At 39.4% G+C, this 15329-nt stretch carries 17 protein-coding genes and 1 pseudogene; 13 read left to right on the plus strand and 5 right to left on the minus strand.

All coding sequences use genetic code 11. The annotated features are described in order from the left end of the window. Positions 1 to 350: 350 nt before the first annotated feature. Entirely contained in the window at positions 351 to 1325 is a 975-nt protein-coding gene (locus C6348_RS13510; RefSeq protein ID WP_106043506.1) for an NAD(P)-dependent alcohol dehydrogenase, read from the minus strand. A 177-nt stretch (positions 1326 to 1502) separates the two neighbouring features. Here C6348_RS13510 and C6348_RS13515 point away from each other — a divergent pair, with 177 nt between their 5' ends. The 4 genes and pseudogenes from C6348_RS13515 to C6348_RS13530 all read left to right on the plus strand — a co-directional run bounded on the left by C6348_RS13515 (position 1503) and on the right by C6348_RS13530 (position 3296). After that, entirely contained in the window at positions 1503 to 1838 is a 336-nt protein-coding gene (locus tag C6348_RS13515; RefSeq protein WP_034666063.1) for a winged helix-turn-helix transcriptional regulator, read from the plus strand. Positions 1839 to 1863: 25 nt separating this feature from the next. Next, positions 1864 to 1992 (plus strand): annotated as a pseudogene (locus C6348_RS19080) (alpha/beta fold hydrolase); the annotation flags it as partial. 219 nt (positions 1993 to 2211) lie between these two features. Further along, entirely contained in the window at positions 2212 to 2718 is a 507-nt protein-coding gene (locus tag C6348_RS13525; RefSeq protein WP_106043507.1) for a GrpB family protein, read from the plus strand. A gap of 374 nt (positions 2719 to 3092) precedes the next feature. Beyond that, positions 3093 to 3296, plus strand: a complete 204-nt coding sequence (locus tag C6348_RS13530) for a cold-shock protein (RefSeq protein WP_003214229.1) — start codon at positions 3093 to 3095, stop codon at positions 3294 to 3296. Between the two features lie 287 nt (positions 3297 to 3583). Here the strand turns inward: C6348_RS13530 and C6348_RS13535 are convergent, their stop codons facing one another. Both C6348_RS13535 and C6348_RS13540 read right to left on the minus strand, forming a co-directional pair. Further along, positions 3584 to 4045, minus strand: a complete 462-nt coding sequence (locus tag C6348_RS13535) for a CarD family transcriptional regulator (protein WP_095286254.1) — start codon at positions 4043 to 4045, stop codon at positions 3584 to 3586. 272 nt (positions 4046 to 4317) lie between these two features. Further along, positions 4318 to 5367, minus strand: coding sequence for an NAD(P)-dependent alcohol dehydrogenase (locus C6348_RS13540; RefSeq protein WP_034666054.1), 1050 nt, complete (start codon positions 5365 to 5367; stop codon positions 4318 to 4320). A 217-nt stretch (positions 5368 to 5584) separates the two neighbouring features. Between C6348_RS13540 and C6348_RS13545 the strand changes: the two genes are divergently transcribed. Further along, complete coding sequence (locus tag C6348_RS13545; protein ID WP_060595605.1) at positions 5585 to 5986, plus strand: MerR family transcriptional regulator; 402 nt, start codon at positions 5585 to 5587, stop codon at positions 5984 to 5986. A 42-nt stretch (positions 5987 to 6028) separates the two neighbouring features. Here C6348_RS13545 and bglS read toward each other — a convergent pair whose 3' ends face one another. Then, a complete protein-coding gene (bglS, locus tag C6348_RS13550; protein ID WP_106043508.1) occupies positions 6029 to 6760 on the minus strand; it encodes a beta-glucanase in 732 nt (243 codons plus the stop codon). Positions 6761 to 7115: 355 nt separating this feature from the next. On the opposite strand from bglS, the gene C6348_RS13555 reads away from it, so the two are divergent. The 7 genes from C6348_RS13555 (at position 7116) to C6348_RS13585 (ending at position 13521) form a co-directional block, all read left to right on the plus strand. Continuing rightward, complete coding sequence (locus tag C6348_RS13555; protein ID WP_034666049.1) at positions 7116 to 7694, plus strand: TetR/AcrR family transcriptional regulator; 579 nt, start codon at positions 7116 to 7118, stop codon at positions 7692 to 7694. A gap of 72 nt (positions 7695 to 7766) precedes the next feature. Beyond that, on the plus strand, positions 7767 to 9206 hold the full coding sequence (locus C6348_RS13560) for a DHA2 family efflux MFS transporter permease subunit (RefSeq protein WP_106043509.1): 1440 nt from the start codon (positions 7767 to 7769) through the stop codon (positions 9204 to 9206). A 194-nt stretch (positions 9207 to 9400) separates the two neighbouring features. Then, positions 9401 to 10294, plus strand: coding sequence for an alpha/beta hydrolase (locus tag C6348_RS13565; RefSeq protein ID WP_106043510.1), 894 nt, complete (start codon positions 9401 to 9403; stop codon positions 10292 to 10294). 152 nt (positions 10295 to 10446) lie between these two features. Further along, positions 10447 to 10812, plus strand: coding sequence for an MmcQ/YjbR family DNA-binding protein (locus tag C6348_RS13570; protein WP_106043511.1), 366 nt, complete (start codon positions 10447 to 10449; stop codon positions 10810 to 10812). Positions 10813 to 10916: 104 nt separating this feature from the next. Continuing rightward, on the plus strand, positions 10917 to 11645 hold the full coding sequence (locus tag C6348_RS13575; RefSeq protein WP_106043512.1) for an SDR family NAD(P)-dependent oxidoreductase: 729 nt from the start codon (positions 10917 to 10919) through the stop codon (positions 11643 to 11645). Between the two features lie 104 nt (positions 11646 to 11749). Then, positions 11750 to 12514, plus strand: coding sequence for a MerR family transcriptional regulator (locus tag C6348_RS13580; RefSeq protein WP_189293944.1), 765 nt, complete (start codon positions 11750 to 11752; stop codon positions 12512 to 12514). Further along, a complete protein-coding gene (locus C6348_RS13585) occupies positions 12511 to 13521 on the plus strand; it encodes an alpha/beta hydrolase family protein (protein ID WP_106043514.1) in 1011 nt (336 codons plus the stop codon). Before C6348_RS13580 ends, C6348_RS13585 begins: the two co-directional genes overlap by 4 nt. Here C6348_RS13585 and C6348_RS13590 read toward each other — a convergent pair. Beyond that, on the minus strand, positions 13518 to 13880 hold the full coding sequence (locus C6348_RS13590; protein WP_223251576.1) for a UPF0715 family protein: 363 nt from the start codon (positions 13878 to 13880) through the stop codon (positions 13518 to 13520). The two genes, C6348_RS13585 and C6348_RS13590, sit on opposite strands and share 4 nt — an antisense overlap. Before the next feature lie 284 nt (positions 13881 to 14164). Here C6348_RS13590 and C6348_RS13595 point away from each other — a divergent pair, with 284 nt between their 5' ends. Then, positions 14165 to 15313 carry a type II asparaginase gene (locus C6348_RS13595; RefSeq protein ID WP_106043515.1) on the plus strand — a complete coding sequence of 383 codons (1149 nt, stop codon included), beginning with the start codon at positions 14165 to 14167 and terminating at the stop codon, positions 15311 to 15313. Positions 15314 to 15329: the final 16 nt, after the last annotated feature.

Raw genomic sequence — 15329 nt, forward strand, 5'->3', positions numbered from 1 at the left:
AAACCATGCACCTTTTACAGCAGAAATATTGAATATTGCTAGTAAAGTAGTAACGGTTTTTTTCATAATATCTTTTAGCATAATCAAACGCCACGTCATAGGATTTAGATCTAGTATATCCTACTGAAAGAGTTATAGTCTCTGATTAATTTGGAAACAAACTTATATGTACCTCCAATAGCTAGTCTTGGTACTGGTGAAAAGACGATCTATATTTTAGCGGCTAAAGTCCTGAATGCATCAGCAAATTGAGTTGATCTCAATCCATCTAAAGCCCCGCCTAATAACGCCGCAAATGGAGCAACGCCTTTTACAAGAAACGAGCGTCCATTTTATCCTGAAATGATGGCTTATTTTTTATCAAGTAAATTTATGATGCGTTTTCCTCGTCCACCTCCAGCTTCTAAGGAATGATGAGCTTTGGCAACATCAGATAAAAAATAAATGCTATCAATAACTGGTCTGACCTTGTTGGAATCTACATAAGATGCTAATTCTTTTAGAAGTTCATTTTTGGGATTTGCACTGAATGTGCGAACTCTACGAGAACCGAAAGTAGTTGAAGCTAATATATATATTAAGGACGAAAAACTAGGAAATCCAATAGTAACCATTCTACCGTTCTTTGCAAGCAAGCGCCTATAATGTTTGAGGTCAGTTCCCACTGTGTCCATGACTACATCAAACTTTTTAAGATCAGTAGGAGATGTTTTTTTATAATCAAATACTTCGTCTGCACCTAGCTCTTGAAGAAAAGTAAGATGTTTTTCGTTTGCAAGAGCAGTTACATGAGCACCCAACATTTTGCCAATTTGAATCGCAATGCTTCCGACTCCTCCACTTGCACCACGTACAAGTAACTTTTCGCCTTTTCTAAGTTTAGTTTTATATTTTAAAGCAATAATTGCAGTAGCACCTACGCCAGGCAATGCCGCAGCTTGTAAGAGATCAACCTTTGTAGGAATTTTAGATATTTTCTCAGGTGATATAGCTACATATTCAGCGGCACTACCAATTTGGCTCCTTAATTTCATAGGAAGAACTCCCCACACTCTATCACCTAATTGATAATTTTTTACGTTCGATCCTACCTCAACAACCTCACCAGAAAAGTCTGCCCCTGTTCCTTTAGGGAATTGATTACCCGTTAATAGTTTCATCTTACCTGATCGAAACAGTGTATCCATAGAGTTTACACTCGACCCATGTACACGAATGAGTACTTCTCCAGATTCTATAACTGGTCTTGATATAAAATCTTCAAAAAGAACATTCGGTGATCCATATTTAGTATATTGTGCAGCACGCATCTTTTCATTTTTCATTTACTCACTCCATCTCCCAGAAAAAGTATGAACTTGAAGGGTTTTATAATCAATTTGGCTCTCCATTACATGGATGACACGGTTTACATATTTGATTATAATAAATGGAATTGATTTAACAAGTACGCAATATAAACTGCTTAAGGAAGGAAAAACTGACTAAGGGGTGGATAAAATATGACTGAAAGTGAGCTGAATAAAGCGATAGCTCCAGCGAGTTATGCATTAAATATATTAGCGGGAAAATGGAATTTAAAAATCTTAGCTGTACTATGTAGTTACAAGGAGATTCGATATAATGAGTTAAAGCGTAAAGTGTATGGAATTACAGGAACAATGCTCAATCAATCATTAAAGGACCTGATTGAAAACGGAATTGTTCAACGAGTTCAGTATAATGAAGTTCCATCAAGAGTAGAATATTCATTGACTGGGGCAGGACTAGAGCTGATCCCTATATTTGAACAACTTCTTTTATGGGGCGAAAACCAATTAGAAAAATCAAAGTCATAATAAAATGAATATAAAAAGAAAACTAGATTATCCAAGGGTAACTTTTGCAGTGCTTGATATGGCTGGCCACAACCTGCAAATTGAACAACCCGATGTATTTAACTCATTAGTCCATAACTGGTTAAACAGACTTGAGTCGGAAAATGTTAAGTAGTTTTTCTCTAAATGACTGTCCACTCATCTTAAGTAAGTGGACGTTTTTGTTTGAGAATAATATTTTTATATAATGCAGTCCAATCATCCCCATACCGTTTGAAAGGTTTTTTTGCTATCCATCGAAATGCTTCAACTATTAGTAAGATTTATATGTTTTCTACCGATTTGACCTATGTTAAAAAAGTCTAACTAAACAATCATAAGGCGGGTTGAGTAAATGCTTGGATTACCAAGAGGGGAGGTTTTTTTAGTTCCTTGGTCTGTTGAATGGGTCAAAGAATTTGAAATGGAAAAGAAACGAATAGTAGAGGTTATCGGTCAGTACACAGTGAATGTCCACCATATTGGAAGTACAGCAGTAAAGGGTTTAAGTGCGAAGCCAATTATTGATATTGCAATTGAAATAGATGATTTTCTTGACAGAGAACAGTGCGTAACAGCTTTGGAAGGGCTAGGTTATTCATATAAAGGAACCAATGTTTTACCTGAAAGACACTATTTCAACAAAGGAGAACCACGTACACACCAAATCCATATGTATCAAACAGGCAATAGGTATTTACTCGAACAGTTAAATTTCAGGGATTATTTAAGAAGTAACGAACTAGTAAGAAGTGAGTACGAGCAGCTCAAACTGAACCTATCAATTTTAAATAAAAATGAAAAACACAAATATGCAGAGGGGAAAACTGACTTTGTTCAGTCGATTTTAGAGAGAATTTAGAAAAGATTCTCTCTTTTGGTGATCAAGCTAACTGATTTTATGCACAAGTGGACTCGCTACAAAGGGGAGTTTCTTCTTTTTAACCAAAATCAACATTATTCTTTAACATAGCTAAATTAACAAGGGTGAGGGATATGAAATTTGTTTATTCGTTTCATTTCATCATTAAACCCCCTGTCTTATTTGGGTCACTATATCACGTTTGGTGCTCTTTTAAATCCTAAATTGCAATTATTTCCGAATCATGCTACAATAAGATTAATTATTTTTGTTCCGCGTAAAGGATAGCATGAAGAAAGACTTTTCGTCTTGAGGATACTTTGGGCAAGGATAGTATAATACATTGTGTGGTAACGCACTAGGAGGCAACAAACATGGAACAAGGTACAGTAAAATGGTTTAACGCAGAAAAAGGTTTTGGATTTATCGAACGTGAAGAAGGCGACGATGTATTCGTACATTTCTCAGCTATCCAAGGTGACGGATTCAAATCTTTAGACGAAGGTCAAAAAGTAACATTTGACGTAGAGCAAGGTTCTCGTGGAGCTCAAGCTGCTAACGTTCAAAAAACTGCTTAATCTTCATTTTTAAAAACAGGTTCTCTGTAGAGAGCCTGTTTTTTTGTGTTTCCAATTATTTCTTCAATAAAAAACCCTACTCAGCGTACAAGTAGGGAGATGTTACAAGGTAATCGTAAAAAAATTCATGCTTCAAAGGTTTATCAACAGTATAGCATATTGGATTTACAATATGCGGAATTTGCCTAAATAAATTCTTTTTTCTTTCATAAGTTGAAGGGTGGATAGGTTCTTAGAGAACATGTATTCAAAAATGGTGAGGGATGCCCAAAAGAGCGGCAGAGTTCTTAACAGAAACTTTTTATTTGCTTTTCTGTAATCCCTTTGATGACTTCTAATTCACTTAGCAAAAATTCATGGGCATCATCTAGCATTTTCTTTTCACTTGCATTTAGTGCTTTCTCTTTCTTCATACGCATCAGGTCACGTACAACTTCAGCACCGTCTTGGATGCTACCCGTTTTTATTTTGTTTGTATTAATTGTATGCCGTTCTTTCCATGTCAGTATTTGATCTGATTTGCCATGCTGGAAAATGTGTATCACACTGTTTAATGCCAGTATATCTGTAACAGGTCTAATACGTGAACCCGACATTTTCCGTGTTGGAATCATCACTTTCATATGACTGATTGACATATTAATCACATAATACTGTTGTTTTTCATCAGAAAATTCTTTTTCTTCTATGGCTTCAATTATACCTGCTCCATGCATTGGATACACAATGTTATCACCAATTTGAAACATATCATCCACCTCCATATTAAGTACCTACTATAAGGGTACCACAAATCGATCCGAAATAATCAAATTTTTAATAATAACATGTTTATTTATTTTTTGTCAATAAATTTAGTTCTAAAAAAGAGAGATTATTTTGAAGAAATTTTGGGTGTGATTGTTTTTTTATTATCCATGATTTTTGAACATATCCTCTAGAATCCTCGCTATAAGAAAAACAGGATATCCACCATTAAAAAAGACCAGCCATTGAGCTAGTCTTTCAAAATAGAATCCGATCATAATGTCGAAATATCAATGACAAACCGATAACGCACATCACTTTTCAGCACACGTTCATACGCTTCATCAACTTGACTTGCGTTGATCACTTCAATTTGTGGTGCGATATTGTGAGCAGCTGCGAAATCGAGCATTTCTTGTGTTTCTTGTATGCCTCCAACGAGTGAACCGGCAATGCTGCGGCGGCCAGTAATCAATGAAAAGACGTGGAATTGATCTGGCTCAGGTGGTGCACCGACGTTCACCAAGGTTCCATCCACACGAAGTAGGGACAAATAGGCGTCTATATTGATATTGGCAGAGACTGTGTTGAGAATGAGGTCATACTGACCGGCTAGTGACTGAAAGGTATGAGGATCACTTGTAGCAAAATAATCTTTTGCACCAAATGACAGCGCCTCTTCTTTTTTATTCAAAGAGCGGCTCAATACCGTGACTTCAGCGCCAAGTGCACGTGCGAATTGAATGGCCACGTGACCGAGTCCGCCCATCCCGACGATGGCAACTTTTTTACCTGGCCCTGCTTTCCAGTGCTTTAACGGTGAATAAGTTGTGATTCCAGCGCAGAGAAGAGGACTTGCGGCATCAAGGGATAGTTGATCTGGAATGCTGACGACAAAGCGCTCTGTCACGACAATCTTCTGACTATAGCCGCCGTAAGTCGGTTCCCCGTCATAATCGAGGTTATTATAGGTTTGGACGACCCCTTTCGTGCAATATTGCTCGTCTCCATTTTGGCAATATTCACAGGTGCCGCAGGAATCAACAAAGCAGCCAACACCTACACGGTCTCCGATCTGAAATTTCGTCACATCATCACCAACAGCGGCAACGACTCCAGTGATCTCATGACCCGGAACCATTGGGAAAATACCGCCGCCCCATTCATCAAAGGCACTGTGGATATCTGAATGACAGATCCCGCTAAATTGAATATCGATTAAAATATCATGTGGACGAAGCGCTCTTCGTTCAATGGTTGTCCGTTCAAAGCTCGCTTTTGCATGTGAAACACTTAAAACGTTTGAATGGTGCGTCTGACACATTCTTGATCATCCTTTCAAAAGTAAGATTCTGTTCTACTTCTATACTGTACGTCTTAAAGTGAACTCTAAGTCAATAGAGAACCCTCTTCAAGCTTTTCAACATCCTTAAATAAAGAATTGAGCCAAAAGCATCTTGCGTTCTCTATCAAATTGGAGATGATGAGAAGAAGGAATTTCATTTTTCATAAGGTGAGAGAAGAAGAGAAGGGTGAAAACAATGAAAATAGCACAAGCCGCCAAGCAGCTCGATTTATCTACTGCCACGCTCAGATACTACGAGAATATTGGTTTAATTCGACCGATCCGGCGTGATGAAAACGGTGTTCGTGATTATGCAGAAGAAGATATTCAGTGGATTGAATTTATCAAATGTATGAGAAATGCGGGTCTCTCAATTGATGCACTTAGAGAATATACGGCTTTATTTATCGAGGGCGAGGATCGTACCCTGTCCTCGCGGAAAAGTATTTTGGTCAATGAGAGAGAAAGACTTGTAGAAAAACAAAAGGAAATCGAAGAGACGATTAAGCGGTTAGATTACAAGATAGAAAGTTATGAAGATATTATCCACAGCTATGAACAAAAGCTGGTTCATCAACTAAAAACCAGCTCAATTTAAATGAAGAAAAACCTGTGACTTTTCACAGGTTTTGTGATGTGGTTATCTTTTTGTGTAACGCACCCAGTTATAATGTGCGTGGAGCGGTGTAACACCGTTATAGGAGCCGAGCCATTCATCGACACCTGCACCATTCCAGAGGTTCATCATAATCTTTCCTGGAGTTTGAGGGATTTGAGTAGTGGCAGTATGTTTTAATTGTCCATCTACATACCATTTAATCGAGTTAGGCTGCCAGTCAAATGCATACGTGTGATAAGAGTTTGCTGCATCAAAACCAAGGTTGACGATCTTTTCATGATTTCCTACACCATTGGTATAGTAGTTAAACTGAACCTTTGTCGTATCTTTTCCTAGAAATTCGATATCAATTTCATCCCAAGGCGTACCATCAGTCGGTCCCGTATAAGTAAAGAACGAAGACACGATCCCTACATTTTTGGCTGGTTTCATGCTGACTTCATATAGACCGTAGCCATATGTTTGAGTGGAGCGGTTTTCTCCGCAGTCAAACTTATTATAGGAGGGACTTGTGAGCGATAATCGCATTTCACCTAATGACGTCATGGAGACATTATTTGCACGCCACGTACAGTTAAACATGTTTCCATTCGAGTACCCATCGGCTTTTTGCCATAACCCCGTATTATAGTTGTTAAAAGGCTCGTAAAACGACCCGCCTGTTTGTGCCGAGGCACCCGCAGTAAATGTGGACAAACTCAAGACTATTCCAATGACAAGCAGCATCAACATTCGTTTCACACGGTAAGACATGTAGGCATTCCCCTCTCCTTTTTTGAAAGCGTTTTCTTAATTGATCATACATGATTCTCTCAAAATGGAAAATCGGTCTAATATATGATATTAAAGAGGATTTTTTGCTAGATTCTTCTCTTATTTCATAGGAAGTTACTAAAGAAAATGGTATAAACAGAAAAAGATCAAAAACTCATGCGTTAAAATTGAGTTTTTGATCTTTTTCATGCCATTTAATAAAGAATGATTGACAAAGCGGACAGTTGTCCGTAAGATAATATCGGGACAATTGTCCTAATGAGAATCAAAAGAGATGAGATTTAACACATAGAGATAAGTGCAATATGGATGAAGGTAAAGAAGGTGAGGCATCATGGAAAAGGATATTGGAAAGGAAATTGAAGAGGTCGCTTTTTCTTTGTTTCAGGAATTTGGCGTGGAAAATGTCAGCATGCATAAAATTGCCAAAACAGCTGGTGTTGGGCAGGGCACTCTTTACCGCCGCTATGCCAATAAAAGTGATTTGTGCCTTTCTATCCTTGGAGAAAGATTTGAACAGCTGATCCCTGCTTTGCATCTTTACTTGAGCAAAATCAGTGACCAGCCGGTTCGTGAACGTTTGCGTTATGTGCTCGAAGAAATTCATCTCATCGTCGGTCATCATTTAGACTGGATTCGGATGCTTACAATCTCTGGGAATTTAGAACAGACAAGTAAAGTGTATGATTGTCATTACAGTCAATCGCTTAAACAAATCATTCGTGATTTGCTGGAGGAAGCAGAAGAAAAAGGGGAAGCGAACATACAGGATATTGAGCTGACGACATTATGTATGTCCTCTCCGATGACGCCTGAACTGATGTTTTATATTTGTGAATCTGGTTATTCAATCGAAAAAATCGCTCAATTCGCTGCAGAGAAACAGATTTTATCTGTTTTCAATAGACATTGAAGTGGCTCATTTCTGACCAGCCTGACTTCCTATGATTGATCTAAATTGAAAAAGAAAAGGAGCCAACCTACTATGAACAAACAGCAAGCAGCAGCTTCTCATATTCGAACGCTGCCCATTATTATCTCATTTATCACAGCTGGTTTTATTGGCCTGTTCAGTGAAACGGCACTAAATATGGCACTGAGAAGCTTAACGTTAGACTTTGGTATTGAAGCAACGACAGCTCAGTGGCTGACAACAGGATATTTATTAACACTTGGTATTCTCGTACCAATTTCAGGACTCATTCTTCAATGGTTTACAACAAGACAGCTTTTCATTACGTCGCTCATCTTTTCGATCATTGGAACATTTATTGCGGCGGTTGCGCCAGTCTTTAGTATTTTAATGGTGGCACGTGTCGTACAGGCAGTCGGTACAGCATTGCTTCTTCCATTGATGTTCAATACGATTTTGGTGATCATCCCGCCTCATAAACGAGGCAGATCAATGGGGATTATAGGTCTTGTGATCATGTTTGCACCAGCTGTTGGTCCAACAGTCTCTGGTCTTATTTTGAAATCGCTGACTTGGCATTGGATTTTCTGGATTTCACTTCCGTTATTAATAGCTGCACTCGTCTTTGGTTTTATCTTTATGCAAAATATTACGGAGCCAACAAGACCAAAAATCGACATTTTATCGATTGTGCTTTCAACCATTGGTTTCGGAGGAATTGTGTATGGCTTTAGCAGTGCCGGTGAAGGCGGCGGCTGGAGCAGTATGCATGTGATCGTTGCAATTGTAATAGGTGTCATTGGGATTCTTGTATTCTCTCTCAGACAGTTGAATATGAAGGAACCGATGTTGAACTTAAGCCCGTTTAAATATCCGATGTTTGTCATTGGGTTACTGCTGATCTTAGTGTGTATGATGGTGATGCTGTCTGCTATGATGATTTTGCCATTGTATCTGCAAACATCCTTGGCACTAACTACATTTACAGCAGGTTTAATGCTATTGCCTGGTGGAATTATCAACGGTCTGCTATCTCCAATCATGGGTGGTTTATTTGATAAGTTTGGACCGAAATGGCTTGTGATTCCAGGGCTTGCTATCGTCGTAGTGACGATGTTAGGTTTTACCAATCTAAGTGTGAATACATCGATTGGATACATTGTGACCCTTCATATTACATTAATGGTCGGAATCGCGATGATCATGATGCCTGCACAAACAAATGGATTAAATCAGCTGCCGCCAGAGCTATATCCGCATGGTACAGCGATTATGAATACATTGCAGCAGGTGTCAGGAGCTATTGGTACTGCGGTCGGTATTTCGATCCTTTCATCAGGGACCCGCAGCTTTATGGAAAATGTGGCTGATCCTGCAAATCCGATGAACCAGCTGCTCGCCTTTACAAATGGCGTCCAGCATGCATTTATCTTTGCTGTGATCATGACCGTCATTGGTTTGATCATCGCTTTCTTCATTAAACGAGTGAAAGTAGAACAGCAAGTTTCATAAAATAGATGAAAAGCACTGAGGACCTAGCGCCGCAGTGCTTTTTTTATTTGTCCAATGCTTGTTTCAAAGAGAGCGAAAATGGGGAGATAGATAAAAAGTGAACCAATGAGAATGTGCTGCTGATTCAGTAGAAGGAAAAGAGGAAAAAGGAACGAATGAGTTAGAAGAAATGAATAAGATAGGAGACTGAGATCATGAACTTAGAAGAACAAATCAAAATCGCTGCGTCATTACGTCAACCAGCTGAAGGTTCATTACCGAGTCAATCGGAACTAAAACCAGTCCATCCTCCTGAAGTAAACAAAATGGAATATGACATTCCAACAAGTGCTGGCGAAACAAAGGTATGGGTATTTAAGCCGGTCAACACATCAAAGCAGCCGCTTCCTGTTTTTGTGAATTTACATGGCGGAGGATTTATCCTAGGCAGTGCTGAAATGGATAACCACTGGTGTCCGGTCATTGCAGACCGAGCGCAATGTATCGTCGTCAATGTGGAGTATCAGCTTGCCCCAGAGCACCCTTTCCCGGCCGCTCTTCATGAATGCTACGATGTGCTGAAGTGGCTGTATGAACACCCTGATGAGCTTCAAATAGATCCCAAAGCAATAGCCATTGGCGGACATAGCGCAGGAGGAAACTTGGCAACGGCTGCTTGTCTCTTAAATATTCAAAAAGGGCACCAACTTCCTATTGTCTATCAAGTGCTTGATTATCCGCCGCTTGATTTAGCCACTGATCCAGCACAAAAGCCAGCGTTTGAAGAAGCGATCCCAGTTGAAATGGCGAGACTCTTTAATGCCTTCTATCTGCAAGGCCAAGATCCGCACAATCCGCTCGTTTCTCCGATCTTTGCTGATCGTTCATCCTTGGCACAAATGCCACCAGCTCTTGTTATCACAGCTGAAAGAGATTCGCTAGCTCAAGAAGCCGAACAATATGCGGAGAAGTTAAAAGAAGCAGGGGGAGACGTCACGTACAGACAGTTTAAAGGAGTCCCTCACGCCTTCACGCATGCCGGAGATTTAGCAATAGCTGAAGAGGCTTGGCATCTGATGAGTGATCAATTGAAGAAGGCATTTGAATAAGAAAGGAACAGTGATGTAAAAGCACAGAGCCCAGCGGGACTGTGCTTTTATTGTTGCTTAAGAAAGAAGTGGGTTACAAAAGATCAGATATCTGCCTTCATTGTCGATATAATAGAAAGAATAGAAGACGACTTAAAAAAGGAGCGAATCTAATGGAAAAAGAGAAACTACAGGCATTTTGTCTTTCTTTAAAAGGAGTAACCCATGATTATCAGCCAGAATGGCAGGCAGATCGTTATCATATTGGTGGAAAGATGTTTGCTATGATGGGCGGAGATGCGAATCGAAAACCTGTCATCACTTTAAAATGTGACCCTCAACGTGCTGAAGAACTAAGAGAGGCGCATGAGGGGATTATTCCGGGCTATTATATGAATAAGACTCATTGGAATTCGATTTACCTTGATGCGGACATTCCATCTTCATTTGTAGAGGAGTTAATCGAACATTCCTACCAATTGGTTTTTCACAAATTAACAAAAAAATCTCAACATGACATCCTCCAACATGATGAATGAAGTGAGACAAGTTAATAAACCCTGTGATTCTCTTCAAAATTGACTAGAGCGAATTGCTGTCGTTATAATTTAACCAGTTAGAAGACGTTAATAGGGGGATATAATTGAGCTATACAGTCATTACAGGAGCAAGTTCAGGTATTGGGTATGAGGCGGCGCTAGCCTTTGCAGCACGAGGCAAAAACCTTATTTTAGCTGCACGCCGGCTCGAGAAACTCCAAGAACTGAAGAAAGAGATTCTTGATCAATATCCCGAGATCAAAGTAAACATACAGTCTGTCGATTTAACCGACATGGAGCAAGTGTATTCATTTTATGAAAATAATGCAGGGTTTGGCCATTTCGGTTCAATAGGAGAACAGGATGTAAGTAAAATTGGGGATATGCTTCATCTGAATATCGAAGCCTTAACGATTTTATCCACTTTATTTGTTCGTGAGTATGAGCAAGTAGAAGGGGCTCAGCTGATCAACATTTCTTCAAGAGCGGGCTATACAGTCGTCGGCAATGCCGTCACCTATTCGGCCACGAAGTTTTACGTGAGCGCCTTTACAGAAGGATTGGCACTAGAGTTGAAAGAAAAAGGAGCTAAGTTACAGGCAAAAATATTAGCACCTTCCGCGACGGAATCAGAATTTGCAAAGCGTTCATTAGATGTAGACCAATTTGAATATGAAGGCAATATCAAGAAATATCATACATCAAAAGAAATGGCAGATTGTCTGCTCGAGCTTTATGATCATGAAAAAACAGTCGGTATTGTTGACGGCAAGACATTCGACTTTGAATTGAAAGACCCGATTTTTTCACATGCAAGTCCAAGTATGAAATAGAAATGACACATCACTGAGGGCAGATTTCCTCGGTGATTTTTTATGGCATGATTGACTGTGTGGTAACCACATGGTTTAGAATGTGTACACAAGGAGGGAATCTGGTGACGTATTTAACAAGTGGAGAAGTATGTAAGCTATTAAACATCACAAAGTATACGCTTCGTCATTATATAGAACAGGATCTCGTACGCCCTGCGAAGGTCGCTCAAAATGGATACCAATTATTTGATGAAAAAGAGATTTACACCCTTTATCAAATCCTCTTATTAAAAAAGGCGGGCTTCTCTTTAAAAGATATAAGCGAGACCTTTTCGAATGAACAAAGTATCACTCTGTCCTACCAAGAAATGCTGGATCAGGTCGAGAACCAAATACAGGAATTAAGCGAAGTGAAACAGCGTCTTGAGCATATGCTGTCGATTCAAAACAGCCTTCACCTTAATAAAACAACCATCCAAGATCGGCCAATTCGGTATTTAAAACAGATCCCGCATCATCTTCTAAAGGGTGAAACAGAGCTGGACTTTAAACAAATCGTTCATCAAAAGGAGCTGGATCTGTCTCTTTTTGAGGAGAGATATTATGTGATCAATCTGCAAGATGACACAACAATTTCTTATTATGTATCAAATGAACGTGATTATGATGTGAGACTGGATGCAGGTTCTTACGCGGTCAAAAGTTTTTTAGCTGGAGATGAAGAGAAGGTCATTGAAGAAATTGAGGCTTTTCTACATGAAGTACCTTTTACACAAGAGAGTGCACAACCTTCTTCTATCATCTTATATGAGAATGTACCAGTCTCTGTCACGTACCAAAATTCAATGGTGTACACAGTTGAACAAGGAGCGGGGAATAGAAGATGAAAAAAAGGATTTGGCTGATCATCGCAGCAGCAGTACTCATTTTCATCGCAGCATTTGTAGTTTATGAAAACAGCTTTGCTATGAATGAAAAGGAAGTCGTCATGGAGACTGAAAATGGGACATTATCAGGTATCGTGACCACGCCTAAGAAAGCGCCAATCAAAGGAGTTGTGCTTTTTGTACACGGGGATGGTCCTCAAAATGCCACATATGACGGAGGATACAGACCCTTAATGGAACGCTTTGCAAAGCAAGGCTATGTGTCTATATCATGGGATAAGCCCGGGGTGGGTCAATCAGAAGGAAACTGGCTGCATCAATCCATGGATGATCGTGCAAAAGAAGTAGAGAATGTGATCAAATGGGCGAAAAAAGAGCCTGATCTTCAATCAAAACAAATCATCTTATGGGGAGCAAGCCAAGCAGGCTGGGTGATCCCAAAAGTAATGGCAGATCGTACAGATATCACAGCCTCCATTCTTGTCGGGCCTGCTGTCAATTGGATGAGACAGGGAAGGTATTATACACTTCAAACATTAAAAGAAGCGGATGCATCTAAAGAACAAATTCAAAAAACACTCAAAAAAGAAGATGAGCAAAACAAATTATTAGTAGAAGGCGCAACATTTCGCACCTATCAAAAGAAAACGGACGTTCAAGAGATGACAAAAGATCGATTTGAATTCATTCAAAAGAACATGAAAGCCGATGCCACTTCAGATATCAAGCGCATCCAATCACCGACCTATTTGGTTTTAGCGCAGAATGACCGAAACGTAGATTCCGCTGAAACAAAAAGGATCTACGAGAAAGAAGTAGCACCTAAATGGTTGCATGTTCAAACAATTAGAGGCGTAGAGCATTCAATGCTGAATCCGCTCATTCATCATTCAAATACCTTGATCACATTAGCAGCGATCGCCGCACCGAAAGACTTCCTGCTTAGCCAAGCGTACTTGGATCACTGTGAAAACATACTAGAGCAGCTAAAAACACCTTTGCATTAGGTGTTTTTTTCATGCGTTCTTTGATAAAACAAAGAATCAAAGATCCAGTAGATGAGACTGCTCATGATGACGATAGGCACAGATGCCGAGCTCCCAATACCATCAATGACAAAAAGCATGACAACCATTGCAATCAGTAAATAAGCAGCTAAATAAAGAGGATGGAAAGCCTTTGGCTGCAAAGAAAACAACAACTGCAAAGGAACCGCAAAAACGAAATAATAAACAAAAAAGATGGGAATGTAAAATACCAGGAACGCAGGCTCTCCCTGAATCGGTGGATAGAAGCATACGAACAGACTGAGTAAAATCGAACTAAGGAATAGTGTTATTAGGATTTTGTGAAATGATTGAAGCATTTGCAATACGTATACTCCTTTTTTGTAAAATTTACTATATTTTATCATAAATTGATGATCTAGTATTGTTTACTTTTATTGATTGAACAACCTCAATATCTCCTCTTTTAAAAGTAAAGTTAGGTATTTAGATGTAAATAAATGATTGTGATAATGACCATTTTTCCTTTATTTGGTTCTGTATCTTTCGCCTCATGCCGATGAATGAAGGAATGGTATAAAGTAAACCCTATAGAAAGAGATCTAGCTTTGAATCCATCACATTTAAGAAGAGAGATGATCGAATGAACGTAACAAAATGGTTAGGTGCTGTCCTTCTTTCTGCTTTATTACTGTCGACAGCAGCTTGTGCCAATACAAGTACCCAAGAGAAAAATCAAAGCGAAAAAGAAAGCGCAACTAATGAATCAAAGGACAAAACGACAGCCGTAGAAACAGGGAATAAGTCCTTATCTAATATTAAGGTATTAGCGACAGGCGGGACGATTGCTGGCAGTTCGGACAGTGATACAGATACGACAGGATATAAATCTGGTTCACTTGGCATCGATAAAGTCATTGCTTCAGTTCCTCAGCTAAAGGATATTGCAAACGTTACCGGTGAGCAGGTAGCGAATGTTGGCAGTGAAAATGTTGATAATGCCCTTCTTTTAAAATTAGCCAAACGAGTGAATCAACTCTTAAATGATGATCAGGTGGATGGCATAGTCATCACGCATGGAACAGACACACTTGAAGAAACAGCTTACTTTCTACATCTGGTTGTCAAAAGTGATAAGCCAGTTGTGGTCGTTGGCTCAATGAGACCAGCGTCTGCTATCAGTGCGGATGGTCCGCTGAACTTGTATCATGCTGTCAAAATTGCCTCTATAAAAGAAGCAAAGGGCAAAGGTGTCATGGTCACGTTAAATGACCGAATTGCATCAGCTCGATTTATTTCAAAGACAAACACGACCACAACCGATTCCTTCAAGTCTCTTGAGCATGGCTACATTGGAGAAATTGCTGGTGAAGTGGTTTCCTTCTATAACGAATCAACAAGAAAACATACGACTGAAAGTGAATTTGATGTATCAAAAATAAAAGAATTACCGCAAGTTGATATTTTATACGGCTATCAAAATGATCATAAATACATGTATGATGCAGCAGTAAAAGCAGGAGCGAAAGGCATTGTCGTTGCCGCAGCAGGAAATGGAACGATGTCAACAGAAGCCATCAAAGGGGCAACAGATGCAGTGAAGAAAGATGTGGTCCTCGTGAGATCAAGCCGTGCGGGAAATGGGATTGTGACCCACGAAAAAATGGATGATGAACATCACTTTGTGTCATCGGATTCATTAAATCCACAAAAAGCACGCATTCTGCTTATGCTCGCTCTAACGAAGACAAAAGATCCAGATAAAGTACAGACATATTATGAAAAATATTAATGAAGAAAGGGACCCG

Origin of the sequence: Bacillus sp. YBWC18 (assembly GCF_002998775.1) — a bacterium.
Classification (GTDB): domain Bacteria; phylum Bacillota; class Bacilli; order Bacillales; family Bacillaceae; genus Bacillus.